Annotated in this window: 26 protein-coding genes and 1 riboswitch; of the genes, 19 read left to right on the top strand and 7 right to left on the bottom strand. The window is 74.2% G+C overall.

The genetic code is table 11. The annotated features are described in order from the left end of the window. Positions 1–34: 34 nt before the first annotated feature. The 3 genes from OCU29_RS07940 to OCU29_RS07930 all read right to left on the bottom strand — a co-directional run bounded on the left by OCU29_RS07940 (position 35) and on the right by OCU29_RS07930 (position 3,876). Positions 35–1,318 (bottom strand): alpha/beta fold hydrolase, encoded by a 1,284-nt coding sequence (locus OCU29_RS07940; protein ID WP_261819471.1) that lies wholly within the window; start codon positions 1,316–1,318, stop codon positions 35–37. Between the two features lie 76 nt (positions 1,319–1,394). Next, positions 1,395–2,828: a trehalose-6-phosphate synthase gene (locus OCU29_RS07935; protein ID WP_179614295.1), complete on the bottom strand. Its 1,434-nt coding sequence runs from the start codon at positions 2,826–2,828 to the stop codon at positions 1,395–1,397. Positions 2,829–2,844: 16 nt separating this feature from the next. Beyond that, the gene (locus OCU29_RS07930) at positions 2,845–3,876 is read right to left on the bottom strand and encodes a Gfo/Idh/MocA family protein (protein ID WP_261819470.1); all 1,032 of its coding nucleotides are present in this window, start codon (positions 3,874–3,876) and stop codon (positions 2,845–2,847) included. Positions 3,877–4,012: 136 nt separating this feature from the next. Between OCU29_RS07930 and OCU29_RS07925 the strand changes: the two genes are divergently transcribed. The 5 genes from OCU29_RS07925 to OCU29_RS07905 all read left to right on the top strand — a co-directional run bounded on the left by OCU29_RS07925 (position 4,013) and on the right by OCU29_RS07905 (position 7,486). After that, on the top strand, positions 4,013–4,312 hold the full coding sequence (locus OCU29_RS07925) for a DUF3263 domain-containing protein (protein ID WP_179614293.1): 300 nt from the start codon (positions 4,013–4,015) through the stop codon (positions 4,310–4,312). 4 nt (positions 4,313–4,316) lie between these two features. Next, on the top strand, positions 4,317–4,841 hold the full coding sequence (locus OCU29_RS07920; protein ID WP_261819469.1) for a LytR C-terminal domain-containing protein: 525 nt from the start codon (positions 4,317–4,319) through the stop codon (positions 4,839–4,841). A gap of 8 nt (positions 4,842–4,849) precedes the next feature. Beyond that, entirely contained in the window at positions 4,850–5,695 is an 846-nt protein-coding gene (otsB, locus tag OCU29_RS07915; protein ID WP_261819468.1) for a trehalose-phosphatase, read from the top strand. A gap of 60 nt (positions 5,696–5,755) precedes the next feature. Continuing rightward, positions 5,756–5,918: riboswitch (SAM riboswitch) on the top strand. Between the two features lie 10 nt (positions 5,919–5,928). After that, a complete protein-coding gene (thrC, locus tag OCU29_RS07910; protein ID WP_179614291.1) occupies positions 5,929–7,194 on the top strand; it encodes a threonine synthase in 1,266 nt (421 codons plus the stop codon). A gap of 13 nt (positions 7,195–7,207) precedes the next feature. Then, positions 7,208–7,486 carry a MoaD/ThiS family protein gene (locus OCU29_RS07905; protein WP_179614290.1) on the top strand — a complete coding sequence of 93 codons (279 nt, stop codon included), beginning with the start codon at positions 7,208–7,210 and terminating at the stop codon, positions 7,484–7,486. Here OCU29_RS07905 and OCU29_RS07900 read toward each other — a convergent pair. Together OCU29_RS07900 and OCU29_RS07895 are read right to left on the bottom strand one after the other, a co-directional pair. Beyond that, positions 7,458–7,970, bottom strand: coding sequence for a GDYXXLXY domain-containing protein (locus OCU29_RS07900; RefSeq protein ID WP_261819467.1), 513 nt, complete (start codon positions 7,968–7,970; stop codon positions 7,458–7,460). The genes OCU29_RS07905 and OCU29_RS07900 overlap by 29 nt on opposite strands. A gap of 39 nt (positions 7,971–8,009) precedes the next feature. Continuing rightward, positions 8,010–9,203, bottom strand: a complete 1,194-nt coding sequence (locus tag OCU29_RS07895; RefSeq protein ID WP_261819466.1) for a DUF2157 domain-containing protein — start codon at positions 9,201–9,203, stop codon at positions 8,010–8,012. 178 nt (positions 9,204–9,381) lie between these two features. Between OCU29_RS07895 and OCU29_RS07890 the strand changes: the two genes are divergently transcribed. The 5 genes from OCU29_RS07890 to OCU29_RS07870 all read left to right on the top strand — a co-directional run bounded on the left by OCU29_RS07890 (position 9,382) and on the right by OCU29_RS07870 (position 13,777). After that, complete coding sequence (locus OCU29_RS07890) at positions 9,382–10,293, top strand: SGNH/GDSL hydrolase family protein (protein ID WP_261819465.1); 912 nt, start codon at positions 9,382–9,384, stop codon at positions 10,291–10,293. 104 nt (positions 10,294–10,397) lie between these two features. Continuing rightward, on the top strand, positions 10,398–12,032 hold the full coding sequence (gene groL / locus OCU29_RS07885; protein WP_179614286.1) for a chaperonin GroEL: 1,635 nt from the start codon (positions 10,398–10,400) through the stop codon (positions 12,030–12,032). A 138-nt stretch (positions 12,033–12,170) separates the two neighbouring features. Further along, complete coding sequence (locus OCU29_RS07880; RefSeq protein ID WP_261819464.1) at positions 12,171–12,563, top strand: RidA family protein; 393 nt, start codon at positions 12,171–12,173, stop codon at positions 12,561–12,563. A 55-nt stretch (positions 12,564–12,618) separates the two neighbouring features. After that, complete coding sequence (locus tag OCU29_RS07875; RefSeq protein ID WP_261819463.1) at positions 12,619–13,167, top strand: hypothetical protein; 549 nt, start codon at positions 12,619–12,621, stop codon at positions 13,165–13,167. Positions 13,168–13,198: 31 nt separating this feature from the next. Further along, entirely contained in the window at positions 13,199–13,777 is a 579-nt protein-coding gene (locus OCU29_RS07870) for an NTP transferase domain-containing protein (protein ID WP_261819462.1), read from the top strand. 157 nt (positions 13,778–13,934) lie between these two features. On the opposite strand, the gene OCU29_RS07865 is transcribed toward OCU29_RS07870, so the two are convergent. Next, positions 13,935–14,318: a DUF2256 and DUF3253 domain-containing protein gene (locus OCU29_RS07865; RefSeq protein WP_261819461.1), complete on the bottom strand. Its 384-nt coding sequence runs from the start codon at positions 14,316–14,318 to the stop codon at positions 13,935–13,937. Between the two features lie 59 nt (positions 14,319–14,377). Between OCU29_RS07865 and OCU29_RS07860 the strand changes: the two genes are divergently transcribed. The 9 genes from OCU29_RS07860 to OCU29_RS07820 all read left to right on the top strand — a co-directional run bounded on the left by OCU29_RS07860 (position 14,378) and on the right by OCU29_RS07820 (position 24,781). Beyond that, complete coding sequence (locus tag OCU29_RS07860) at positions 14,378–15,271, top strand: MoxR family ATPase (RefSeq protein WP_261819460.1); 894 nt, start codon at positions 14,378–14,380, stop codon at positions 15,269–15,271. Continuing rightward, complete coding sequence (locus OCU29_RS07855; RefSeq protein ID WP_261819459.1) at positions 15,268–16,398, top strand: VWA domain-containing protein; 1,131 nt, start codon at positions 15,268–15,270, stop codon at positions 16,396–16,398. Before OCU29_RS07860 ends, OCU29_RS07855 begins: the two co-directional genes overlap by 4 nt. After that, complete coding sequence (locus OCU29_RS07850; protein WP_261819458.1) at positions 16,391–17,533, top strand: XdhC/CoxI family protein; 1,143 nt, start codon at positions 16,391–16,393, stop codon at positions 17,531–17,533. The genes OCU29_RS07855 and OCU29_RS07850 overlap by 8 nt, the downstream gene beginning before the upstream one ends. A 174-nt stretch (positions 17,534–17,707) precedes the next feature. Then, a complete protein-coding gene (locus OCU29_RS07845; RefSeq protein WP_261819457.1) occupies positions 17,708–18,829 on the top strand; it encodes a S9 family peptidase in 1,122 nt (373 codons plus the stop codon). 63 nt (positions 18,830–18,892) lie between these two features. Then, positions 18,893–20,128, top strand: coding sequence for a helix-turn-helix domain-containing protein (locus OCU29_RS07840; RefSeq protein ID WP_179614279.1), 1,236 nt, complete (start codon positions 18,893–18,895; stop codon positions 20,126–20,128). 105 nt (positions 20,129–20,233) lie between these two features. Next, a complete protein-coding gene (locus tag OCU29_RS07835) occupies positions 20,234–20,716 on the top strand; it encodes a (2Fe-2S)-binding protein (protein WP_261819456.1) in 483 nt (160 codons plus the stop codon). Continuing rightward, positions 20,713–23,199 (top strand): xanthine dehydrogenase family protein molybdopterin-binding subunit, encoded by a 2,487-nt coding sequence (locus tag OCU29_RS07830; protein ID WP_261819455.1) that lies wholly within the window; start codon positions 20,713–20,715, stop codon positions 23,197–23,199. Before OCU29_RS07835 ends, OCU29_RS07830 begins: the two co-directional genes overlap by 4 nt. Then, positions 23,196–24,053: a xanthine dehydrogenase family protein subunit M gene (locus OCU29_RS07825; RefSeq protein WP_261819454.1), complete on the top strand. Its 858-nt coding sequence runs from the start codon at positions 23,196–23,198 to the stop codon at positions 24,051–24,053. The genes OCU29_RS07830 and OCU29_RS07825 overlap by 4 nt, the downstream gene beginning before the upstream one ends. Next, a complete protein-coding gene (locus tag OCU29_RS07820) occupies positions 24,053–24,781 on the top strand; it encodes an SRPBCC family protein (RefSeq protein ID WP_261819453.1) in 729 nt (242 codons plus the stop codon). Before OCU29_RS07825 ends, OCU29_RS07820 begins: the two co-directional genes overlap by 1 nt. Before the next feature lie 64 nt (positions 24,782–24,845). Here OCU29_RS07820 and OCU29_RS07815 read toward each other — a convergent pair whose 3' ends face one another. Continuing rightward, the gene (locus OCU29_RS07815) at positions 24,846–25,115 is read right to left on the bottom strand and encodes a hypothetical protein (RefSeq protein WP_179614274.1); all 270 of its coding nucleotides are present in this window, start codon (positions 25,113–25,115) and stop codon (positions 24,846–24,848) included. Positions 25,116–25,180: the final 65 nt, after the last annotated feature.

Below are 25,180 nucleotides of genomic sequence, written 5' to 3'. Positions count from 1 at the left end.
AGGGTATCGGCCGGCGGGGGTCCCCGTGGTGGGTTCAGCGCGACAGCGAGCGCGAGCCCTCCGAGCCGTAGCGGCGCTGCGGGTTGGCCCCGATCGAGTCCGCGCTGGGGGCCTGCTCGCGCGCTGCCGGCCTCTTCGCCGCGGTCTTCTCGGCAGCAGGCTTCTTCGAGGGCGACTTCCTCGCCGCGGTCTTCTTGGCGGCGGTCTTCTTGGCGGCGGGCTTCCTCGCCGCCGGCTCCTCGGTCGGCGTCGACCACTCCGCGATCCACGCGTCGAGCACCCGCCAGGTGCTGTCGCGCGCCGCGCGCCCGGTCAGCATGCCGAGGTGGCCGCCCGGCACGATCTCGAACCGCACGTCGGGCGAGCCGGAGAGCAGCGGGACCAGCGCCTTGACGGCCGGCACCGGGGCGATGCCGTCGTTGGCGCCGCCGAAGACCAGCACCGGCACGTCGATGCGGGCCAGGTCGATGGTCCGGTCGTCGAGCTCGAAGGTGCCGGTGCGCAGCACGTTGCCCTTGACGAAGCGGTGGTAGAGCTGGCCGAAGGTGCGGCCCGGGTAGGCCATCATGCCGGCGGTGAACCGGTCGACGGCCTCGATCTGGGCCAGGAAGTCGGCGTCGTCGAGGTGGGTGGCCAGCGCCAGCGGCTTGGTGACGAGCTTCTGGAAGGAGGAGAGCTGGAAGGCCCACTTCACCAGCGGCTTCGGTGCCCCGCCCATCGCCTGGTAGGCGCGCGTCACGGCGCCGCGCCCGGCGAGGGGGTTGAGCTGCAGCAGCGGTCGCAGCGGCGCCACGATCGGCACCAGCGAGGTGTCGATGGGCGAGCCGACGACGGTCAGCGAGGCGATCGGGAGGTCGGTGGCGTCGGCGGCGGCGAGCATCGCGAAGATGCCGCCGAGGCTCCAGCCCACCACGTGCACCGGTCGGCCGCCGGCGTGCGCCGAGACCTCGCGCACGGCGGTGGGGACCACCTCGTCGACCCAGTGCTCGATGCCCAGGTTGCGGTTGCGGAAGGAGACCTCGCCGTACTCCACGAGGTAGGTGGGGCGGCCCTCGGTGACGAAGTGCTGCACCAGCGAGCAGCCGCGGCGCAGGTCGTAGCAGGTCGAGGGGGCCGCCAGTGGCGTCACCAGCAGCACCGGGTCGCCCACCTGGCGGGTCGTGGCGGCGGGCCGGTAGTGGTAGACCTCGCGCAGCTCCCCGTCGTCGATGAGGGTGCGCGGCATCGGCCTGAGGTCGGCGACGCCGCCGTAGAGCACCTTGTGCGCCACGTTGCTGGCCGCCGACACCACCTGGTCGGGCTTGGGGATCAGGTCCACGATCCACCTCCTGCCCCGCAAACTACCCCGCGGGCCGCGGGTTACGGGTGGGCCGTGCCACCGCGTCCTGCGCGGGTCAGGAACGACGGGCCGGGCGGACTGCCTTGCCGTGGGTCTCGACGTCGGAGAGCTCGGTCATGAACGAGTCGGCCCAGGCCGCCACGTCGTGCTGGGTGACGGTGCGGCGCATCGCCTTCATCCGCCGCGTCGTCTCCTTGGAGTCGGCCTGGTAGGCCTCCAGCAGCGCGCTCTTCATGCCGTTGATGTCGTAGGGGTTGACCAGCCACGCCTGGCGCAGCTCGTCGGCGGCCCCCGCGAACTCCGAGAGCACCAGCGCGCCGTCGTCGTTGAAGCGGCAGGCGACGTACTCCTTGGCGACCAGGTTCATGCCGTCGCGGTAGGGCGTGACCACCATGACGTCGGCGGCGCGGTAGAGCGCGGCCATCTCCTCGCGCGGGTAGGAGGAGTGCAGGTAGGAGATGGCGGGGCGCCCGATCCGGCCCAGGTCGCCGTTGATGCGGCCCACGAGCCGGTCGATCTCGTCGCGCAGGATGCGGTACTGCTCGACCTGCTCGCGGCTCGGCACGGCGACCTGCACGAAGACGGCGTCCTCGACGTCGAAGTGGCCGTCGTCGATGAGCTCGCTGAAGGCGCGCAGCCGGGCGAAGATGCCCTTGGTGTAGTCGAGGCGGTCGATGCCCAGGAAGATCTTGCGCGGGTTGCCCAGCGCCTCGCGGATCTCGGCCGAGCGCTCGGCCACCGCCTCGGAGCGCGCCATCTCCTCGAAGCCGGCGGCGTCGATGGAGATCGGGAACGGGCGGGCCCGCACGGTGCGCCCGTCGGGCAGGTAGACCAGGTCGCGGTGGGTCTTGTGGCCGACCCGCTGGCGCACCAGGCGCACGAAGTTCTGCGCGCCCCCGGGCATCTGGAAGCCGACCAGGTCGGCGCCGAGCAGCCCCTCGAGGATCTGGCGGCGCCACGGCAGCTGCTGGAACAGCTCGCCGGGCGGGAAGGGGATGTGCAGGTAGAAGCCGATGCGCAGGTCGGGGCGCAGGTCGCGCAGCATCTGCGGCACCAGCTGCAGCTGGTAGTCGTGCACCCACACCGTGGCGCCCTCGTTGGCCAGCGAGGCGGCGCGCTCGGCGAAGCGCCGGTTGACCGCGACGTAGGCGTCCCACCACTCCCGGTGGAACTCCGGCTTGGCCACCAGGTCGTGGTAGAGCGGCCACAGGGTGCCGTTGGAGAAGCCCTCGTAGAACCCCTCGATGTCGGCGGCGCTCATCGTCATCGGCGCCAGCTGCAGGCCGTCGTGCTCGAAGGGCTCGAGGTCCTGGTCGGTGCCGCCGGGCCAGCCGATCCACACCCCGTCGTTGGCGCGCATGACGGGTTCGATGGCGGTGACCAGCCCACCGGGGGAGGTGCGCCAGCCCTTCGAGCCGTCGGGCAGCGCGACCCGGTCCACCGGCAACCGGTTGGCGACGATCACGAGGTCGTAGGACACGTCCCTCACCCTAGGCGGAGCCTGCTCACCCCGCGTCGCCCGGGAGGAGGGGACCGGTGCCGGGCAGCTCCACCCCGACCTGGCGGCGTACGTCGTCGAGCTGGGCCATCAGCGCCAGCGTCTGCTCGTGCGGCACCCACGGGCTCTCGCGCAGCCCCTCGCGCACGCAGCGCGCCGCCTCGGCCAGCTCGTTGCCGTAGCCGCCGCCCACGACCGGCTCGCGCCCGGTGATGCGCAGCGGCTCGCCGGGGGCGCCGGCGTCGTCGCGGGGCACGAAGACGGCCGCGTCGGGGTGGTGGAACTGCCCCTCGAGGTGCAGGTGCCCGCGGTCGGTGGCCAGCGCGGCGGAGCGGTCGGACCACGAGGTCATCGAGGCCGACAGCGTCGCCAGCGCCCCGCCGCGGTAGCGGCCCAGCACCGCCACGTCGAGGTCGGTGCCGCGCCCGGAGAGCACGGCCTCGGCGTGCAGCCGCTCGGGCGCGCCGAGCAGCAGGTGGGCGAAGGTCAACGGGTAGATGCCCATGTCGAGCAGCGAGGAGGCGCCGAGCGCCGGGTCGAGCAGCCGGTCGTCGGCGGGCGCGTCGACGCGGAAGCCGAGCTCGGCGCGCAGCGTGCGGGGCGTGCCGAGGTCGCCGGCGCGGACCCGGTCGACCAGCTCGCGCACCACCGGGTGGCACGCGGTCCACATCGCCTCCATCAGGAAGCGGTCGTGCTCGCGGGCCAGGGCGACCATCTCGCGGGCCTGGGCCAGGTCGAGGGTCACCGGCTTCTCGCAGAGCACGTGCTTGCCGGCCTCGAGGGCCATCCGCACGTGCTCGAGGTGCAGCGCGTGCGGCGAGGCGACGTAGACGACGTCGACGCCGGGGTCGGCGACCAGGTCGGCGTACGACGCGTGGGCGCGGGCGCCGGGCGCGTGCTCGGCCACGAACGCCTCGGCCGACTCGCGGCGCCGGGCGCCCACGGCGACCAGCTCGGAGCCCGCCACCTGCGCCAGCGCCCCGGCGACCTTGCGCGCGATCTTGCCCGTGGCCAGGAACCCCCACCGCACCGTCTGCATGGCCCCACCCTAAGGAGGTCGTACGACGCGGGTGACGGCGCCGGACACGCCCGCGCGGTAATGACACGGCTGTAGTTCGCGGGGGCTACGATGGCCTGCAGCCCCACCCACCCCGTAGCCAGTCCGGAGATGCCGCATGGAGCCCCAGCGGGACGCCGCCCACGCCCAGCCCGTCACCGACGGTCCGCAGCTCAGCGAGCGCGACAGCGAGATCCTGGCCTTCGAGCGCCAGTGGTGGAAGTACGCCGGGGCCAAGGAGAGCGCGGTGCGCGAGAAGTTCGACATGAGCTCGACGCGTTACTACCAGGTGCTCAACGCCCTCATCGACAAGCCGGAGGCCCTCGAGGCCGACCCGCTGCTGGTGCGCCGCCTGCGCCGCCTGCGGGCCGCCCGCCAGCGCCAGCGCTCCGCCCGCCGCCTGGGCTTCGAGGTCTGAGCCGGTGACCACCGAGCAGCCCACCCCCGGCCGCGCCCGCACCGAGCGCGGCACCGTGCTCCCCTCGCCCGTGGTGATCCTCTCGATCATCGCGGTGGCGATGGCCGCCTTCGCCTTCGTGGCCACGCAGGGCTCCGAGCCCACCGAGCGCGAGATCACCCCCGCGGCCCGCGAGTCGACCGAGGAGCCGACGCAGGCCGCGGAGACAAAGACGCCGAAGCCCGAGCCGACGAAGAAGCCCGCGCCGGCGATCAAGCGCGGCGAGGTCTACGTCGAGGTCTACAACAACTCCTCCATCACCGGTCTCGCCGGCCGGGCCGCCCAGCGCGCCACCGGCGCCGGCTGGCAGGTCGTGGGCGAGGACAACTGGTACGGCACCGTCCCGGCCACCACCGTCTACTTCCCGCCCAAGCTCGAGCGCGCCGCCAAGCTGCTGGCCCTCGACCTCGGCGTCGACCGCACCCTGGCCGCCACCGGGGCGATGAAGCTCGACCGGTTGACGCTGATCCTGACCGGCGAGCTCGACTGAGCGCTGCGATGGAGTTCGTCTCCGCCGCGGCCGAGAGCCGCTACGCCGCCCTGGTGCGGGCCGCGCCCGAGAGCGTGGTCGGCCTCGACTTCGACGGCACGCTCTCGCCGATCGTCGACGACCCCACCCAGGCCCACATCCACCCCGACGCCGCCGAGGTGCTGGTCGCCCTGGCCGCCCAGGTGCGTGCGGTGGCGGTCGTGACCGGCCGCCCGGCCCGCCAGGCCCTCGACCTCGGGGGTCTCGAGGAGGTCGCCGACGCGGTGCACGCCAGCGGCAAGGACCTCTTCGTCTTCGGCCAGTACGGCAACGAGCGCTGGTCCTCCGCCGAGCGGCGCATCGTCTCCCCGCGCCCGCCCGCCGGGCTGGCGACCTTCGAGCGCGAGCTGCCCCGGGTGCTGCGCGAGGCCGACGCGGCCGAGGCCTGGATCGAGGACAAGGGCCTCGCCGTCGCCGTGCACACCCGGCGCCTGCCCGACGCCGAGGCGGCCTTCGTGCGCCTCGAGGGGCCGGTCGGCGAGCTGGCCCGCGCCCACGGGCTGGTCGTCGAGCCGGGGCGCAACGTGCTCGAGGTCCGCTCGCCGGGGATGCACAAGGGCCAGGCCGTGCACAGCCTGGTGGAGACCACCGGTGCCACCGGCTTCCTCTACGCCGGCGACGACCTCGGTGACGTCGAGGCCTTCGAGGCGGTCGCCGCCCACGGCCGCGGCGGGCTGTCCACCCTGCTGGTCGCCGTGGCCTCCGAGGAGCAGCAGGCGCTGGTCGAGCGCGCCGACGTGCTGGTCGAGGGCCCCGACGACGTGCTCGACCTGCTGCGGATGCTCACCGCCGACGCCGAGGCCCTGCGCGCCTGAGCGTCCGCATCCTGGATGGCCGGTTCGCATGGCGAGACGGTGGCGCCTACAGTTGTCCCCAGCTCATCAAGAGGGACTGAGGGAACGGCCCGTCGACGTCCCGGCAACCGCCACGATCCTCCGCCCACCGGGCGGTCCGCACCTGCGGCCCACCTGCGCCAGCGGTTCGTGGAAACGGTGCTACATCCGGCCCGGTGCGAGAGACGCCCGGGGAAGATGAGGAGGAGGACTTCATGAGCGCTGTCATCACCGAGAAGCCGGCCCTGCGCGAGGGTGCGTTCGGCCACGCCACCGGGCTGGTCTGCCGCGAGTGCGGCCACACCGTCGAGCTCGGCCCGCACTACGCCTGCTCCGAGTGCTTCGGCCCGCTGGAGGTCGCCTACGACTTCCCGGCCGTGACCCGCGAGGAGATCGAGGCCGGGCCCGCCAACATCTGGCGCTACAAGGCGCTGCTGCCGGTGCCCTCCGACATCGAGCAGAGCCCCAACACCGAGCCCGGCTTCACCCGCCTGCTCGAGGCCCGCAACCTCGCCGCCGAGCTGGGCCTGACCAAGCTGTGGGTCAAGGACGACTCGACCAACCCCACCAACTCCTTCAAGGACCGCGTGGTCGCCTGCGCGCTGAGCGCCGCGATCGAGCTGAAGGCGAAGGTCTTCGCGTGTCCGAGCACCGGCAACCTGGCCAACGCGGTCGCCGCCGCCGGCGCCCGGGCCGGCATCAAGACCGTGGTCTTCATCCCCAGCAACCTCGAGAAGCCCAAGCAGGTGAACTCGGCGGTCTACACCGACTCGCTGGTCGCCGTCGACGGCAACTACGACGACGTCAACAAGCTGGCCTCCGAGATCGCCGGCGAGGAGGAGGGCTGGGCGTTCGTCAACGTCAACGTGCGCCCCTTCTACGCCGAGGGCTCCAAGACCCTGGGCTACGAGATCGCCGAGCAGCTCGGCTGGCGCCTGCCCGACCAGGTCGTCATCCCCGTCGCCTCGGGCTCGCAGCTGACCAAGGTCCACAAAGCCTTCCGCGAGCTGGTGCGCCTGGGCCTGGTCGAGGACAAGCCGGTGCGCATCTTCGGGGCCCAGGCCACCGGCTGCTCGCCGGTCTCCACCGCGTACAAGGGCGGTGTCGACGCGATCCGCCCGGTCAAGCCCGACACCATCGCCAAGAGCCTGGCCATCGGCAACCCCGCCGACGGCATCTACGTGCTCGACATCTGCCGCGAGACCGGCGGCGCGGTCGAGGACATCGACGACGACGCCGTGCGCGAGGGCATCCTGCTGCTGGCCCGCACTGAGGGCATCTTCACCGAGACCGCCGGCGGGACCACCGTGGGCGTGCTGAAGAAGCTCGTCGAGACCGGCCAGCTCGACACCTCGCTCGAGACGGTCGTCATCAACACCGGCATGGGCCTGAAGACCCTCGACGCCGTGGCCGACTCCGTGGGCCCGGCGGCGACCATCGCGCCGTCGTACGCCGCCTTCGCGGCCACCGGCATCGCCTGAGGAGGAGCACAGCATGAGCGTGTCCGTCCGGATCCCCACGATCCTGCGCACCTACACCGGCGGCGCCAGCGAGGTGGAGGCCTCGGGGGCGACCCTGGCCGACGTCCTCGACGACCTCGAGTCGCGCCACACCGGCATCCGGGGGCGCATCCTCGACGACAACGGCGCGCTGCGCCGCTTCGTCAACGTCTACGTCGGCAACGACGACGTGCGCTTCCTCGACGACCTGGCCACCCCCACCCCCGACGGGGTGCAGGTCTCGGTCATCCCGGCGGTGGCCGGGGGCTGCTGAGCGGGCCCGGTCCGCCGACCGCGCTCGTCCGCACGTCGACGAGCACCGCGTTGCCGCGCCCGTCGATGCGCACCGTCGCCACGCCGCTGGCGGTGGTGAGGGCCCGGCCGACCCGGTCGGCCTCGTCGTCGCCGGCGAACCACGACCCGATGCCGCAGTCGAGGTCCCACCCGTCGCCCTCACAGGCCAGGTAGGGGCCCTCGGTCGGCCGCTCGCGCACCGGGGCGCCGGAGACCCACACCCCGTCGCCGGGCCGCAGCGGCAGGTACGCCGGCCCGTCGGGCACCTGATCGCCGTGCAGCCGCAGGCCCGGGTAGTCCAGCGCCGCGTAGGCGCCCCGGAAGGGGTCGTGGGGGTCGGCGCCGGCGACCTCGAGCAGGTACTCCTCGCCGACCAGGTGCGCCGAGAGGCGCGGGGCGACCGCGACCGCGACGATCGCCAGCTGCGCCGCGGCGACCGCGGCGACCCGGGTGGTGGTGCGCATGACGTGCTCCTGACGTCTCGTGGGGTCTCACAGGGGGTCTCAGAGGGCGGCCGTGACGTGGCGCCGGGCCCGGTCGAAGACCAGCCCGGTGCCGACGAGCACCAGCCCCAGCAGCAGGAACAGCCAGGCGCCCTCGAGCACCGGCGCGAAGACCGTGAAGGCCTGCAGGGTGGTGACGACCACCAGCGCGGTGGTCGCGAGGGCCACCAGCCGCCGGTCGTCGCGCAGCGTCCCGGTCGCGGCGACCGCGATGCAGGCGACCGCGCAGGCCGCGACGCCCAGCACCGCGTGGGCGACGTCGGGGCCGGTGACGACCTCCGCGTCGGCGCCGGCCTCCCAGGCCACCAGCACCAGCGCGGTGCCCAGCGCCGCCAGGGCGCCCAGTACCTCGACCCGGTCGCCGGGTCCGCCGACCAGCAGCCCCAGCACCACCAGCGCGGAGCCGACGCCCAGCAGCAGCATCAGGGCCGAGGTCGCGGGCCGCTCGCCGGCGGTGGTCCACGGCACGGCCGCCACCACCAGCGAGGCCAGCACCAGCACCAGGCCCGACTCGCGCCACACCCGGGCGAAGACCGGGAGCCCGACGCGCTCGTGCGGGGCGGCGAGCGCGAGCGCACCGACGCCGACCACGCCCAGGGCCAGCACCACCCCGAGACCCGAGGCGCCCGCGTCGAGCGGCGCCCACACGGCGTACGCCGAGCCGGCGAGGACGCCGACCACGAGCGGCGGGACCGCCCGGGCGACGTAGGCGTGCACGAGCGCGGCCAGCGACCACCAGCCCACCAGCGCCGGCTCCCAGGCGGGCACCTGGAGGCTCTGGGCGGCCTGCATCACCACCCCGCCGACCAGCAGCGCCGCCACCAGGCGGGTCGCGGCGACCGCGGGCGGCGACGCCGACCGGGCCTGCAGCACCTCGCCGCCGGTCAGGGCGGCGACCCAGACGAGGGTGACGAGCACGAAGCGCGCCAGCGGCGAGAGCGACTCGAGGTTGGCGGCCACCAGCCACAGCGCGCCGATGCCGACGAAGGCCGCGCCGACCCCGGTCAGCAGCCGGACCAGCGAGAAGCGGCGCCCCGGCGAGTAGCCGGCGAGGATCGCCGCGGCCTGGTCGCCGTCCACCACGCCGGCCTCGCGCCACGCCTGCACCTCGTCGGCCAGCCAGGCCAGGCGCGCCGGGGAGGCGGGGCGCAGCAGCGGCTGGTGCCGGGGTCCGGCCGGGGTCGTGGGGCTCATCCTCCCAGCCTGGGGCCGAGGGGTGCCGGCGCGCATGAGTCGTCGTACCCAGGTCGGCGGGACCACCGGCCCGACCCCACGATCGACACGTCGCGCACACCCGGTCGTCAGGGAGGCGCCACACGGCGTTCAGGTCGCGGTGGTCCCTGGAGGGGTGCGCACGAGGACGAGGGTCACGGTGGTGGTCGCCGGCGCGGTCGGGTTCGCCGGCGGCGGCCTGGGGTACGGCGCCCGGGCGCTGCTGCAGCGCCAGGGCGAGCACGCGCGCCGGCTGATCGGCAAGCCCCTGGGCGAGGAGGCCCCGCAGGCCGACCGGGTGTGGAGGAAGTCCTACGGCGACCCCCTGGACCTGCTGCTGCTGGGCGACTCGATCGCCGCGGGCCTGGGGGCCGAGACCCGCAAGCAGACCCTCGGGGGTCGCCTGAGCAAGGCGCTGGCCAAGGAGCTGCACCGCTCGGTGCGCCTGACCACGGCCGCGGTCGTCGGGTCCGAGAGCTCGCGCCTGGGGGAGCAGCTCGACGGGCTGCCGGCCGGCTACCAGCCGGACGTCGCGGTGATCGTGGTCGGCGGCAACGACGTCACCCACCGGGTGCCGGTGGCCGAGTCGGTCGCGCACCTGCGCGAGGCCGTGCGTCGGCTGCGGGAGCGGGGGAGCGCGGTGGTGGTCGGCACCTGTCCCGACCTGGGGGCGCTGCGCCCGGTGCCGCAGCCGCTGCGCTCGCTGGGCTCGAGGGCCTCGCGCCAGCTCGCGGCCGCCCAGGCCGAGGCGGCGCTCGAGGCGGGGGCGCACGTGGTGTCGCTGGCCGACGTGGTCGGCCCGTTCTTCATCACCAACCCCGACGAGATGTTCAGCCTCGACCGCTTCCACCCCAGCCCGGCGGGCTACCAGCACACCGCGCGGGCGGTGCTGCCCTCGGTGCTGGCCGCCCTGGGGGCCCGCTCCGAGGTGCCGTTCGGGCACCACGCCCCCCTCGCCGTCGACGGCCCTCGCCGGCGGCGCTCGTTCTTGCACTCGCCAGGGTCGAGTGCTAAACATGAGGCTGGCAGTCTCCACATGAGAGTGCCAGACATCCCCGGTCCGGGGAGTTGAGGTCAGCAGCGTCGGCGGGAAGGGTCCGCCGGTTCGGCCTGGCCGTCCGTCGCGGGCAACGAACCGGTCCGTCCAGCTCTTGATTGCGAAGGATCGCAGGAGTTATGCCGAAGCTGATTGCATTCGACGAGGAGGCCCGGCGCGGTCTCGAGCGTGGCATGAACACGCTCGCCGACGCCGTGAAGGTCACCCTCGGTCCCAAGGGCCGCAACGTCGTGCTCGAGAAGAAGTGGGGCGCCCCCACGATCACCAACGACGGTGTGAGCATCGCCAAGGAGATCGAGCTCGAGGACCCGTACGAGAAGATCGGTGCCGAGCTCGTCAAGGAGGTCGCCAAGAAGACCGACGACGTCGCGGGCGACGGCACCACCACCGCCACCGTGCTGGCCCAGGCGATGGTCCGCGAGGGCCTGCGCAACGTCGCCGCCGGTGCCAACCCGATGAGCCTCAAGCGCGGCATCGAGGCCGCTGTCGCCTCGGTGTCGGAGTCGCTGTCGAGCATGGCCATCGACATCGAGACCAAGGACCAGATCGCCGCCACCGCGTCGATCTCGGCCGCGGACTCGACCGTCGGCGAGATCATCGCCGAGGCGATGGACAAGGTCGGCAAGGAAGGCGTCATCACCGTCGAGGAGTCGAACACCTTCGGGCTCGACCTCGAGCTCACCGAGGGCATGCGCTTCGACAAGGGCTACATCTCGGCGTACTTCGCCACCGACATGGAGCGCATGGAGGCCGTCCTCGAGGACGCCTACGTGCTGATCGCCAACCAGAAGGTCTCGAACGTCAAGGACCTGCTGCCGATCCTCGAGAAGGTCATGCAGTCGGGCAAGCCGCTGCTGATCATCGCCGAGGACACCGACGGCGAGGCGCTGTCGACCCTGGTCGTCAACAAGATCCGCGGCACCTTCAAGTCCGTGGCCGTCAAGGCCCCGGGCTTCGGTGACCGCCGCAAGGCCATGCTGCAGGACATCGCGATCCTGACCGGCGGCCAGGTCATCTCCGAGGAGGTCGGCCTCAAGCTGGAGACCACCGGTCTCGAGCTGCTCGGCCAGGCCCGCAAGGTCGTCATCACCAAGGACGAGACCACGATCGTCGAGGGCGCCGGCGACGCCGCCCAGATCGAGGGCCGGGTCAACCAGATCCGCGCCGAGATCGAGAACTCCGACTCCGACTACGACCGCGAGAAGCTCCAGGAGCGCCTCGCCAAGCTGGCCGGCGGCGTGGCCGTCATCAAGGTCGGCGCGGCCACCGAGGTCGAGCTCAAGGAGCGCAAGCACCGCATCGAGGACGCCGTCCGCAACGCGAAGGCGGCCGTCGAGGAGGGCATCGTCGCCGGTGGCGGCGTGGCGCTCGTGCAGGCCTCGGCCACCGCGTTCGACAAGCTCGAGCTCGAGGGTGACGAGGCGACCGGTGCCAACATCGTGCGCGTCGCGACCGAGGCCCCGCTCAAGCAGATCGCGATCAACGCCGGCCTCGAGGGCGGCGTCGTGGCGGAGAAGGTGCGCAACCTGACCCCCGGCCACGGTCTCAACGCGGCCACCGGCGAGTACGTCGACATGATCGCCTCCGGCATCATCGACCCCGCCAAGGTGACCCGCAGCGCGCTGCAGAACGCCGCCTCCATCGCGGCGCTCTTCCTCACCACCGAGGCCGTCGTGGCCGACAAGCCGGAGAAGGCGCCCGCGATGCCGGGCGGCGACGGCGGCATGGGCGGCATGGGCGGCATGGACTTCTGACCGGTCCCCACCCCCAGCACGACCAGCACGACCACCAGCAGGGCCCTCGCCTCCGGGCGGGGGCCCTGTTGCGTGCCGCGGGCGGCGTACGGGCGCAAAGCAGGTGCGCGTCCGGCCGTCGCCGGGCAGCATCGGGCCATGCCCGTCGAGCTGCTGCGCGCCCCTGCCCTGGACCCCACCGTCCCCTACGCCTACGCGGCGCGTGCCGCCGGGCTGGTGTGGACCGCCGGTGCCTGCCCCCTCGACCGCGAGGGCCGGGTGGTGCACCCCGGCGACGTCGCGGGGCAGGCGGCGCAGGTGCTCGACAACCTGGTCGAGCAGCTCGCGGCCGCGGGCTGCGCGCTGGGCGACGTCGTCTCGACCACCGTCCACGTCGCCTCCTCCGAGCGCGCCGACCTGGTGGCCGCCTGGGAGGTCGTGCGCACCGGCTTCGGCGACCACGACCCGCCCAGCACCCTGCTCGGCGTCACGGTGCTGGGCTACCCCGACCAGCTCGTCGAGGTCACCGCCGTCGCAGTCGCGCCCGCGTGAGCCCCGGCCGGCGGGGCGAGGTTTGGGGCGGTCGACGATGCGGCAGGCTGGGCGCGTGCCCGTCGACGCCCCCCGCCCCGAGACCGTGACCACCACCGGCCGCGGGCCCCTGACCTGGCTGCTCGCCGGGCTCGCGGTCGTGGTCATCGCCGTGGTCGCGGCCGTGGCGCTCCTCGGCGGCGACGACGCCGAGGTGCCGCTGGCCGACGGGACCGGCGCGGGGAGCGCCACCGAGGGCGACGCCGAGGCCGGCGCCGAGCCCACCGTCACCCGCCTCGAGCCGGGCGAGGAGACGGGTCGCTGCATGACTCCCACGGCCGAGGCGCTCGCCCAGCAGCCGTTCGCCTTCGAGGGCACCGTCGTCGGCATCGACGACGGCGTGGCCGTCCTCGAGCCGGTCGAGTTCTTCGCGGGGCGGGCCACCGACCGGGTCGAGGTCGCCGCGCCCACCGGGAGCCAGCAGGCGCTGATCGGCAGCGTCGCGCTCGAGGAGGGCGCGCGCTACCTGGTCGCCGCCGCCGACGGGCGCGTCGTGGGCTGCGGCCTCAGCGGCCGCGCCGAACCCGACCTCGCCGAGATGTACGCCGAGGCCTTCAACCGCTGAGCCCCTCGGGGCCGCGGGGAGAGCAGGGCACGTGCACACCACCGGACTGCTGCTGGCCGCCGGCGCGGGTCGCCGGATGGGCACCCCCAAGGCGCTGGTCACCGACGACGAGGGCCCCTGGCTGACCCGCGCCGTGCACCTGCTCGAGGACGGCGGCTGCGACGAGGTCGTCGTGGTGCTGGGCGCCGCCGCCGCCGAGGCCGTCCGGCTGCTCCAGGTGCTGGACGACACCGCGGGCGTCGAGGTGGTCCTCGCGGACCGGTGGGCCGAGGGGATGGGCGCCTCCCTGGAGGCCGGGCTCGCCGCGCTCGAGGCCGGTCCCGCGGAGGCCGCCCTGGTGCTGCTGGTCGACCTGCCCGACCTGGTGCCCGAGGTGGTGCGCCGGGTCCGCGCCGCCGGCGAGGGCCCCGCCGCGCTCGCGCGGGCGTCGTACGACGGCGCGCCGGGGCACCCGGTGCTGATCGGGCGCGAGCACTGGGCGGGGGTGCGCGCCAGCGCCGTGGGCGACCAGGGTGCCCGCGACTACCTGGCCGCCCACGAGGTGCGCCTCGTCGAGTGCGGCGACCTGTCCACCGGCGACGACGTCGACACCCCGCCCACCTCCCGCTGACCCACCCCGCCCCCGCCCCGCCCCTCCCCGCCCCGCCGAGTCGTGGTCCGGGTCGTGGTCTGTGTCGTGGCCTGGGTCGTGGCCCGTGGCCGCGCCATGGCGCGGCCGTGGGCACACGACCCGGACCACGACTGGAACCACGACCCGGACCACGACCTCAGGCGCGACGGATCCGGATCGGGCCCTTGGCGGTCGAGGGGTCCACGACCTTCCCGCCCTGGGTGACCTCGACCTCGCCGGCGGCCACCAGTCGTCGCGCGGCGCGCCGCGCGGGCTCCATCAGCTCGCGCCACCCGTCCCCCTCGCCGCCGACCGCTCGGGCCGCCTCCGAGGGGCAGATGGTGCCGGTGCGCGACCGGGCGGCGAGCAGGTCGAGGATGCTGGCCTCCAGCGCCCGGTCGGTGTCGGTGACGCCGTGCCGGCGGCAGGCCGACGAGCAGTAGCGCACCTGGTCCCAGTCGCGCTCCCACTTCCTGCGCCACTCGATGGTGCGCCCGCACGAGGCGCAGGCCTTGGGCTCGGGGGTGCTGGTGCGGGTCACACCCCAGTCTGCGGACGCACCCAACCGCGCGCCAACGACCCGCTGACTAGCCTGGGCCCATGGAGCTCCCCGACGTGCCCGACGCCCCGACCGTCGCGGCGCGCCTGCGCGAGACCGGCTACCTGTGCGACGACGACCTGGCCACGGTGGTCTTCCTCGCGCTGCGCATGGAGCGTCCGCTGCTGCTCGAGGGCGAGCCCGGCACCGGCAAGACCGCGCTGGCCGAGGCGCTGGCCGCGACGCTCGACCTACCGCTGGTGCGCCTGCAGTGCTACGAGGGCATCGACGCCACCCAGGCGCTCTACGACTGGGACTTCCCGCGGCAGGTGCTGCACCTGCGCGCGCTCGAGGCGGCCGGCGGCGACGTCGACGCCGAGGGCGCCGAGAAGAGCCTGTACGACGAGCGCTTCCTGCTCGCCCGCCCGGTGCTGGCCGCGCTGCAGCAGGCCCCGGCGGTGCTGCTGGTCGACGAGGTCGACCGGGCCGACGACGAGTTCGAGGCGTTCCTGCTCGAGGTGCTCTCGACCTACCAGGTCTCGATCCCCGAGCTGGGCACCGTGCGGGCCGCGACCCCGCCGGTCGTGGTGCTGACCTCCAACCGCACCCGCGAGCTGCACGACGCGCTCAAGCGCCGCTGCCTCTACCACTGGATCGACCACCCGGGCCTGGAGCGCGAGGTCGAGGTGGTGCGCACCCGTGCGCCCGAGGTGTCCGAGGCCCTGGCCCGCCAGGTGGTGACCGTGGTCCAGCAGCTGCGCACCGGCACCGCCGCCGGCACCCTGCAGAAGCCGCCGGGCGTGGCCGAGACCCTCGACTGGGCCCGCGCGCTGCACCACCTGGGCGCCACCGAGATCGACCTGGAGTCGGCGGCGCGCACCGTGGGTGCGCTGGTGAAGTACCGCGAGGACGCCGACCGGGTGCGCCAGGCGCTCGACCGGATGCTGACCTCGTGAGCCTCCAGGCGCCCACCGCGACCCGCGGGCCCGACGAGGTGCTGCTGGGCTTCACCCACGCGCTGCGCGCCGCGGGGGTCGGCGTCACCCACGACCGCGGCGCCTCGTTCCTGGCCGCGGTGGCGCTGGTCGGCCTCGGTGACGTGGTCGCCGTACGGGCGGCCGGGCGGGCCACGCTGTGCGCCGGCCCCGACGACCTCGACCGCTTCGACCAGGTCTTCGCCGCCTTCTTCGACCCGCGCGGCGAGCTGCCCCGCTCGCGCCCGGCACCCGCGGGGGCGCCCGCGCCCGCGCTGCTGCCCGAGAACGACGCCGGGGCCGGCGGCGCCGCCGACGAGGACGAGGAGGTCGTGCGCGCGATGGCCTCCGACGTCGAGGTGCTGCGCCACCGCGACGTGGCCGCGCTGAGCCCCGGCGAGAAGGCCCGCCTGGCCGACATGTTCGCCTCGCTGCACGTGCGCGCCCCCGTGCGTCGTACGTCGCGCCACGAGCGCTGGCGCCGCGGCGACGTCGACGCCGCCCGCACCGTGCGCGCCAGCCTGCGCCGGATGGGCGAGCCCGCCGAGATCGCCTGGCGGCGACGCAGCCTGCGCCCGCGCCGGGTGGTGCTGCTGGTCGACGTGTCGGGCTCGATGAGCGGGTACGCCGACGCGCTGCTGCGCCTGGCCCACCGGCTGACCCACGCGCTGCCCGCCTCGCGGGTGGAGACCTTCACCCTCGGCACCCGCCTGACCCACCTGACCCGGCCGCTGCGGCTGCGCGAGGCCGACCGGGCCCTGGTCGCCGCCGGCGAGACCGTCCCCGACTGGTCGGGCGGCACCCGGCTGGGCGAGTCCCTGGGCGCGTTCCTCGACCGGTGGGGCCGGCGCGGCGCGGCCCGCGGCGCGGTCGTGGTGGTCTTCAGCGACGGCTGGGAGCGCGGCGACCCCGCGCTGCTGGCCGAGCAGGTCGCGCGGCTCCAGCGGGTCGCGCACCGCGTGGTGTGGGTCAACCCGCACCGCGGCAAGGCCGGCTACGAGCCGGTGCAGCAGGGCGTGCTGGCGGTCCTGCCGCACGTCGACGACTTCGTCGCCGGGCACTCCCTGGCGACCTACGCCGAGCTCTGCGAGGTGATCGCCCGTGCGTGACGTGCTGCCCGAGCTGATGAGGTGGTGGGAGGCCGGTGAGACGGTCGGCGTCGCCACCGTCGTCGCGACCTTCCGCTCCGCGCCCCGCCCGCCGGGCGCGTCGATGCTGGTGGGCCCCGACGACACCGCGGTCGGCTCGGTCTCGGGCGGCTGCGTCGAGGGCGCGGTCTACGAGCAGGCCCAGGAGGTCGTCGCCGGCGGCACGCCCGTCCTCGAGCGCTACGGCGTCTCCGACGACGACGCCTTCGCGGTCGGGCTGACCTGCGGCGGCATCCTCGACGTGTGGGTCGAGCGGGTCTCGCGCGAGAGCTTCCCCGAGCTCGGTGGGCTCGCGGCCGACGTCGAGGCCGGCCTGCCCGTGGCGCTCGCGACCGTCATCGACCACCCCGACCCGGCCTGGCGCGGGCGCCGCATCGTCGTCCGCCCCGACGACGAGCCGGTCGCCGGCTCCATCGGCTCCCCGCGCGCCGACGCCGCGGTGCACGACGACGCGCTCGGGCTGCTGGCCAGCGGCACCAGCGCGACCCTGTCCTACGGCCCCGACGGCGAGCGGCGCGGCGAGGGCATGCGCGTCTTCGTGTGGGCCTTCGCCCCCAAGCCGCGGATGCTGGTCTTCGGCGCCATCGACTTCGCCGCCGCCGTCGCCCGGGTCGGCAGCTTCCTGGGCTACCACGTCACGGTCTGCGACGCCCGCCCCGTCTTCGCCACCACCAGCCGCTTCCCCGACGCCGACGACGTGGTCGTCGACTGGCCGCACCGCTACCTCGCCGCCGAGCAGGAGGCCGGGCGCATCGACCAGCGCACCGTGCTCGCGGTGCTCACCCACGACCCCAAGTTCGACGTGCCGCTGCTCGAGGTGGCCCTGCGCCTGCCCGAGGTCGCCTACGTCGGGGCGATGGGCTCGCGGCGCACCCACGACGACCGGCTCGAGCGGCTGCGCGCCGCCGGCCTCACCGACGCCGAGCTCGACCGGCTCTCCAGCCCGATCGGCCTCGACCTCGGAGCCCGCACCCCCGAGGAGACCGCCATCTCCATCGCCGCCGAGATCATCGCCGGGCGCTGGGGCGGCACCGGCGAGCCGCTCGCCGCCACCCAGGGCCGCATCCACCGCGACCTGCCCCACGACCCCGACTGAGCGGCGTACGGCGGCGCGTGGAGGTTCATCGGGTACCCGATGAAACTCGCGGCACCCGACTGAAGGTTCAGCCTGGTGCCGCCAGTTCCATCGGGTACCCGATGAAACTTCGGCCCCCCCGGCTTGGCGGCAGGGGAGAGAGTGGGGGGCAGGTCGAGCCGAGGAGGAGCACCCGTGCAGCCCCACCGCCCCCCGTCGTACGCCGTCGCCGGCGCGCTGGCCGTGACGCTCGTGCTCGCGCTGGGTGCCTGCACCGGCAGCCCGTCGCCGACCGCGTCGCCCGCGGCGTCCCCGACGGCGTCGGCGACCCAGCCACCCACCGAGCCACCCACCGAGCCACCCACCCAGCCGGACACCGAGCCACCCACCGAGCCACCGGCCGAGACCGCACCGGGGGCGCGGATCACGCCGGAGGAGCCGCCGCCGGTCACCGCCCGCCCGTCGCTGCCGGCGCTGATGCGCGAGGACGTGCGGGGCGGGCCGATCGTGCGCACCCAGCGCCTGGCCGGCACCGACCGGTGGACCGGCTACGCGGTGACCTACACCGTCGACGGCGCGACGGTCTCGGGCGAGCTGCTGGTGCCGACGGGGCAGGGGCCGTTCCCGGCGGTGGTGCTCAACCACGGCTACATCGACCCGGCGATCTACACCCTGGGGCGCGGGATGAGCCGCGAGCAGGAGTGGCTGGCCAGCAACGGGTTCGTGGTGCTGCACACCGACTACCGCGGCCACGCCGGCTCCGACCCGGTCAGCGCCGTGGGGCGCGAGACCCGGCTGGTCTACACCCGCGACGCGATCGGGGCGGTGCGGGCGCTGGAGCGCGAGCCGTACGTCGACGCCGACCGGCTCGCCATGATGGGGCGCTCCATGGGCGGCGGGGTCACCTACAACGCGCTGGTCGCGGTGCCCGACCTGGTCGACGCGGCGGTCGTGCACGCCCCGGTCAGCTCGCTGTTCGTCGACAACCTGCGCCAGTTCACCGAGGTCAGCCGGCCCGAGGGCGCCGCGGCGTTCTACGACCGCTTCGGCACCCCGCAGGAGCGCCCCGGCTTCTACCGCGGGCTGTCGTCGCGCACCTACTTCGACCGGGTCGAGGTGCCGGTGCAGATCCACCACGGCACCGCCGACGACACCTGCCCGCCGGTGTGGTCGCGGCGCACCCACGACGCGCTGCGCGCCGCCGGGGCGTCGAGCAGCCTGCTGACCTACGAGGGCGAGGGCCACGCCTTCGGTCCGCGCTTCGAGGACTCGATGCGCCGCACGGTCGCGTTCCTGCGCCGCCACCTCGACGGCTGAGCCGGCGCCGGCCGGGCAAAGAGCCTGTGAGCCAGGTCACCGCCACGGTGCTAGCGTGCCGCCATGGGCTCCGCCAGCTCCGAGCTGCACACCCGGCGCGTCGACGCGGTGCGCGCCTGGACCTCGTTCGTCGACGGGGAGGGTGCGCAGAGCGCGGTGCGCCCCGAGATCCTCAGCAGCTGGGCCCGGTCCGGTGCCCGGGTCTCGCCCGACGTGCGCGAGGCGCCGCTGGCAGACGAGTCCGAGACGGCCTCGATCTGGTCGGGCTCGCCGCTGCAGACCGCGGTCGAGCGGGTCGAGAGCGACCTGCGCCGCACCGCCGAGGACGGCGACCTGGTGATCGCGGTGACCGACCCGCAGACCCGGGTGCTGTGGACGTACGGCGGCCGCGTGATGCGGCGCAAGGCCGAGCAGGTCAACTTCGTGCCCGGCGGCCGCTGGGACGACGAGTCGGTCGGCACCAACGCCCTCGACCTGGCCAACCGCCACGGCACGCCCTCGATGGTCTTCAGCGCCGAGCACTACGCCTCGATCGTGCACAGCTGGGTCTGCTGGGCCGCGCCCGTGCGCGACCCCGCCACCGGGGTGCAGCTGGGCGTGCTCGACCTCTCCACCACCTGGGACCGCACCCACCCCATCGGGCTGGCCACGGCCCGGGTGATGGCGCGCCTGATCGAGCAGGCGCTGCCCGCCAGCGCCCACCCGCTGCCCGAAGCCCCCGAGGAGACCGGCGACCCCGGGCTGGTGCTGACCCTGCTGGGGCAGGCCGAGACCCGCTTCGACGGCCAGCGGCTGCTGCTCAACCGCCGCCAGAGCGAGATCCTGGCGCTGCTCGCGCTGCACCCCCAGGGGCTCTCGCTCGAGCAGCTGCACGCCATGGTCTACGGCGACCACGCGGTGACGTTCTCGACGCTCAAGGCGGAGGTCTCGCACCTGCGCCACGCCCTGGGCGGCCAGCTGTCCTCGCGGCCCTACCGGCTGCAGATGCCCGTGCACACCGACGTCGACCACGTGCTCTCGCTGCTGCGCCGCGGCCACGTCGGCGCGGCCGTCGAGGCCTACGGCGGCGACCTGCTGCCGGGCACCGACTCGCCGGCCCTGCAGGAGATGGGCGAGTACGTCGCCGTCGCGGTGCGCGAGGCGCTGCTGGCCCGTCCCGAGCCCGAGGCCGTCGCGCGCTACAGCGAGCTGGCGCCGTACGACACCGAGGTCGTCGAGGCCTGCCTGGCCGCCCCGGGGACCCTGGCGCACCCGGTCGCGGCGCTGCTCAAGGGCCGCCTGGCCGCTGCCAACCGCTGACCAACCGGCGGCCAACCGGACCCTCCTAGCGTGAGCCGGGTCACACCCCGCCGTCCGCGGCGCACCGGTGCGACCCCAGCGAGCGACCTCACCAAGGGAGAGTCCATGACCCGGATCAACCTCACCGTCGACGGCGCCAGGGTCGCCGACGACGTCGAGCCGCGGATGCTGCTGGTGCAGTACCTGCGCGAGCGCCTCGGCAAGACCGGCACCGTCATCGGCTGCGACACCAGCAACTGCGGCGCCTGCACCGTGCACCTCGACGGGACGAGCGTGAAGTCCTGCAACGTCCTGGCCGTGCAGGCCGACGGTGCCGAGGTGACCACCATCGAGGGCCTGGACGACGGCGAGGAGCTGCACCCGGTGCAGGAGGCCTTCCGCGAGTGCCACGGCCTGCAGTGCGGCTTCTGCACGCCCGGCATGATCATGCAGAGCGTGGCGCTGCTGGAGGAGAACCCGCAGCCCAGCGAGGAGGAGATCCGGCTGGGTCTCGAGGGCAACCTGTGCCGCTGCACCGGCTACCACAACATCGTCAAGGCCGTGCAGCACGCCGCGGGCCAGGGCGCGGGGCAGGGGGCGACGTCGTGACCGCCACCCAGGAGCGCGGCGCCGAGGCCGCCAAGGAGATCGGGCGCGACCGCAGGCGCAAGGAGGACCAGCGCCTGATCACCGGCCGCACCCGCTGGACCGACAACATCGTGCTGCCCGGCATGCTGCACCTCGCGATGGTGCGCAGCCCCTTCGCGCACGCCACCATCACCTCGATCGACAAGAGCGAGGCCGAGTCGGCGCCCAACGTGGTCGCCGTGCTGACCGGGGCCGACCTCGGCGAGAGCCAGGGCACCCTGATCAACGCCTGGGCGATCACGCCCGACCAGGTCGCGCCCGCCCACCCGCCGATGCCGAGCGACCGGGTCAGCTTCGCCGGCGAGATCGTGGCGGTGGTCGTGGCCCGCAGCGCCGCGGAGGCCCGCGACGCCGCCGAGCTCGTCGACGTCGAGTACGACGAGCTGCCGGCCGCCGTCGACCTCAAGGCCGCCGCGCGCGACGAGGTCCTGGCCCACCCCGACCTCGGCACCAACAAGTCGGCGTTCTGGAAGTTCGACTCCGCCGAGGCGGGCACCGGCGGCGACGTCGACGAGGCTATCGCCAAGGCCCGCGAGAGCGGCGTGGTGATCGAGCGCGAGTACCGCCAGCAGCGGCTGATCCCCGCCTTCATGGAGCCGCGCTCGGTGGTCGTCGACCCGACCGGCGAGCAGGTCACCATGTGGTCGGCGACCCAGATCCCGCACATCCTGCGCTTCGCCCTGGCCGCCACGACCGGGGTGCCCGAGTCGAAGATCCGCGTCATCGCCCCCGACGTGGGTGGCGGCTTCGGCGGCAAGCTGCAGACCACGCCCGAGGAGTGGCTGGTCTTCGCGATCTCCCGGCGCCTGGGCAAGCCGGTGAAGTACACCGAGACCCGCAGCGAGTCGCTGATGGTCGCCCACCACGGCCGTGACCAGTGGCAGAAGCTGACCCTGGCCGCCGAGAAGGACGGCAGCGTCACCGGGCTCAAGGTCGAGCTGCTCGCCGACCTCGGCTCCCACGTCTCGCTGGTCGGAGGCGGCGTGCCGGTGCTGGGCGCGTTCATGTTCAACGCGATCTACAAGTTCCCGTCCTACCAGTTCAACTGCCAGACGGTGCTGACGAACAAGACCTGGACCGACGCCTACCGCGGCGCCGGACGGCCCGAGGCGACCTTCGCGATCGAGCGGCTGATGACCGAGCTGGCCGCCGAGCTCGACATGGACCCGCTGGAGCTGCGGGAGAAGAACTGGATCCGCCACGAGGAGTTCCCCTTCACCACCGTCGCCGGGCTGGAGTACGACACCGGCAACTACGAGGCCGCCACGGCGCGCGCCAAGGAGATGTTCGGCTACGACGAGCTGCGCGCCGAGCAGCAGCGCCGCCGCGAGGCGGGCGACCCGGTGCAGCTCGGGATCGGCGTCTCGACCTTCACCGAGATGTGCGGCCTGGCGCCGTCGCGGGTGCTGGGCCAGCTCAACTACGGCGCCGGCGGCTGGGAGCACGCCAGCGTGCGGATGCTGGCCACCGGCAAGGTGGAGGTCACCACCGGTGCCTCCGCGCACGGCCAGGGCCACGAGACGGCCTTCAGCCAGATCGTCGCCGACCGGCTCGGGGTGCCCTTCGAGGACGTCGAGGTCCTGCACGGCGACACCCAGGTGGCCCAGCGCGGCCTCGACACCTACGGCTCGCGCTCGCTGGTCGTCGGCGGCGAGGCGCTGGTGCGCGCGGCCGACAAGGTGATCGAGAAGGCCAGGCCGATCGCGGCCCACCTGCTGGAGGCCTCCGTCGACGACCTGGAGTTCTCCGGCGGCCGGTTCTCGGTGCGCGGCACCGACCAGGGGGTGGGCATCGCCGAGGTCTCCACCGCGGTCTTCACCGCCCACGACTACCCCGAGGGCATCGAGCCGCAGCTCGACTCCGACGCCACCTACGACCCGGTGAACTTCAACTACCCGCACGGCACCCACCTGTGCGCGATGGAGGTCGACACCGAGACCGGCCAGGTCACGATGCGCAAGTACGTCTGCGTCGACGACATCGGCACCATCATCAACCCGCTCATCGTGTCGGGGCAGGTGCACGGCGGCCTGGTGCAGGGCATCGCCCAGGCGCTGTGGGAGGAGGCGGTGTACGACGACGCGGGGACCCTGGTCTCCGGGTCGTTCACCGACTACCTGCTGCCCACCGCGGCCGACACGATCTCCTTCGAGATCGACCACACCTCCTCGCCCTCGATCACCAACACGCTGGGCACCAAGGGGGTCGGCGAGGCCGGCACCATCGCCTCGACCCCGGCCGTGGTCAACGCCGTCGTCGACGCCGTGCGCCACCTCGGTGTCGAGGACATCCAGATGCCCTGCACCCCCGAGCGCGTCTGGAAGGCGGTGCACGCCCGCGACGCGGGCGGCAGCGACCCCACCACCGGTGCGGCGGCCCCGCACTTCGACCCCTCGACGGGCATGGACGGCACCGTCGACCGCACCACCGGAGGCGCGCTGTGATCCCCGCACCGTTCGACTACCTGGCCCCCACCTCGGTGGAGGAGGCGCTCGCCGCGCTCGCCGAGCACGGTGACGACGCCAAGGTGCTGGCCGGCGGGCAGAGCCTGCTGCCGGTGCTGCGGATGCGCCTCAACGCCCCCGAGATGGTCATCGACCTCGGGCGCATCGAGGCGCTGCGCGGGGTCCGCGACGACGGCGACGCCATCGCCGTGGGCGCGATGACCCCGCACAGCGTGGTCGCCTCCGACCCGCTGGTGGCCGAGCACGCCGGGTTGGTCTCGCGCGCCGTGGAGCACCTGGCCGACGCCCAGATCCGCCACCGCGGCACCTTCGGCGGGGCGCTGGCCCACGCCGACCCCGCCGGCGACCTGGGCGCCCCCGCCCTGGCCCTGGGGGCGCAGTTCGTGATCGCCGGGCAGGGCGGGACCACGCGCACCGTGGAGGCCGACGACTTCTTCGTCGACCTCTTCGAGACCGCCATCGGTGAGGACGAGCTGCTCACCGAGGTCCGGCTGCCCAAGCACACCGGCTGGGGGGCGCACTACGAGAAGTTCGTGCGCGTGGCCCACCAGTGGCCGATCGTGGCGGTCGCCGCCGCGGTCAAGGCGGAGGGCGGCACCATCACCGAGGCGCGCGTGGGCCTGACCAACATGGGCTCCACGCCGCTGCGGGCGCGCGCGGTCGAGGAGGCGCTGCGGGGCCAGCCGGCCACCGAGGACGCGGTGCGCGAGGCGGCCTCCCGGGCCGCCGAGGGCTGCACCCCGCCCTCCGACCTCAACGGCGACGCCGACTACCGCCGCCACCTGGCGACGGTGCTGACCCGGCGAGCGGTGCTCGCGGCTGCGGGGGCGTAGTGGATCTCCGCCACGAGTTCAGCGTCCCCCTCGGCGTCGAGGAGACCTGGGAGCACTTCCAGGACATCGGCGCCCTGGCCGAGTGCTTCCCTGGAGCCACCGTGACCGGGGTGGAGGACGACACGTTCAAGGGCACGGTCAAGGTCAAGCTCGGCCCGATCGCGCTGCTCTACACCGGCTCGGGCACCTTCGTGGAGAAGGACGACGCGGCCCACCGCTACGTGGTCGACGCCAAGGGCAAGGACAAGCGCGGCAACGGCACCGCGGGGGCGAAGGTGACGCTCTCGATGAGCGCCGCCGGCGCCGACCGCACCGACGTCGAGGTGGTGACCGACCTGGCCATCACCGGCAAGCCGGCCCAGTTCGGGCGGGGGGTGATGCAGGACGTCTCCGACAAGCTGCTGGGCCAGTTCGTGAGCTGTCTCGAGCAGCGCCTGACCGCGCCCGAGGCGCCCGAGGCGCCGGCCGAGCCGCCGCCCGCGGCCCCGGCGCCGCCCGGGAAGCACATGGGGGCGGACCCCGGTGCCCCCGAGCCGCCGCCGGCCTCCACGAGGCCGGGCGAGCACCGGCCGGCACCGGCCGCGGCCGCGCAGGCGGGCGGCGGTGACGAGGCGCTCGACCTCGGCTCCACCGTGCTGCCGGTGCTGCTGCGCAGCTACGGCCCGAAGGTCGGCGCCGGGCTGCTCGCTGTCCTGCTGGTGTGGTGGGTGACGCACCGCCGCCGCTGAGGGCCGCGACCACGACCGAGCCCCACCGACCCCCGTGCGACCGATCGGCCGCACGGGGGTCGGCTCACAGCAGGGCGATGACCAGTGCGGCCACCAGCGCCGCCACCAGGGCGAGCGTGAGCACCAGCCACAGCGTGCTGCCGGTGCGGCTGCCGGCGTCGAGCGGCGTCTCGGGCAGGTGCAGCCGGTCCTCCGGGGAGGTGCCGAAGCCCATCGACGGGTCGGTGCTGGCCCCGACGGGATGGTCGCCGCGCACGTGGTCGGCGGGCGGTCGGTCGTGGTGCTGGCGGTGCCGGCCGGTCTCGCCGGCGCCGGGGTCGTCGTGGCGGGTCATGGGGGTACCTCCGGTTCGCAGGCGCCCCGAGCGGCGCCCTGGCTCCTTCCATTGAACGCCCCTCG

Origin of the sequence: Nocardioides sp. OK12 (assembly GCF_024341885.1) — a bacterium.
In the GTDB taxonomy this organism is placed as follows: Bacteria; Actinomycetota; Actinomycetes; order Propionibacteriales; family Nocardioidaceae; genus Nocardioides; species Nocardioides marinisabuli.
This window is presented reverse-complemented; position numbering and strand designations above follow the sequence as displayed.

Bases quoted from the DNA above. Each gene is read 5' to 3' on its own strand.
- OCU29_RS07930 (WP_261819470.1), bottom strand. From the start codon at position 3,876: ATGCAGACGGTGCGGTGGGGGTTCCTGGCCACGGGCAAGATCGCGCGC.
- OCU29_RS07925 (WP_179614293.1), top strand. From the start codon at position 4,013: ATGGAGCCCCAGCGGGACGCCGCCCACGCCCAGCCCGTCACCGACGGT.
- otsB (WP_261819468.1), top strand. From the start codon at position 4,850: ATGGAGTTCGTCTCCGCCGCGGCCGAGAGCCGCTACGCCGCCCTGGTG.
- thrC (WP_179614291.1), top strand. From the start codon at position 5,929: ATGAGCGCTGTCATCACCGAGAAGCCGGCCCTGCGCGAGGGTGCGTTC.
- OCU29_RS07905 (WP_179614290.1), top strand. From the start codon at position 7,208: ATGAGCGTGTCCGTCCGGATCCCCACGATCCTGCGCACCTACACCGGC.
- OCU29_RS07900 (WP_261819467.1), bottom strand. From the start codon at position 7,970: ATGCGCACCACCACCCGGGTCGCCGCGGTCGCCGCGGCGCAGCTGGCG.
- OCU29_RS07895 (WP_261819466.1), bottom strand. From the start codon at position 9,203: ATGAGCCCCACGACCCCGGCCGGACCCCGGCACCAGCCGCTGCTGCGC.
- groL (WP_179614286.1), top strand. From the start codon at position 10,398: ATGCCGAAGCTGATTGCATTCGACGAGGAGGCCCGGCGCGGTCTCGAG.
- OCU29_RS07880 (WP_261819464.1), top strand. From the start codon at position 12,171: ATGCCCGTCGAGCTGCTGCGCGCCCCTGCCCTGGACCCCACCGTCCCC.
- OCU29_RS07860 (WP_261819460.1), top strand. From the start codon at position 14,378: ATGGAGCTCCCCGACGTGCCCGACGCCCCGACCGTCGCGGCGCGCCTG.
- OCU29_RS07840 (WP_179614279.1), top strand. From the start codon at position 18,893: ATGGGCTCCGCCAGCTCCGAGCTGCACACCCGGCGCGTCGACGCGGTG.
- OCU29_RS07835 (WP_261819456.1), top strand. From the start codon at position 20,234: ATGACCCGGATCAACCTCACCGTCGACGGCGCCAGGGTCGCCGACGAC.
- OCU29_RS07815 (WP_179614274.1), bottom strand. From the start codon at position 25,115: ATGACCCGCCACGACGACCCCGGCGCCGGCGAGACCGGCCGGCACCGC.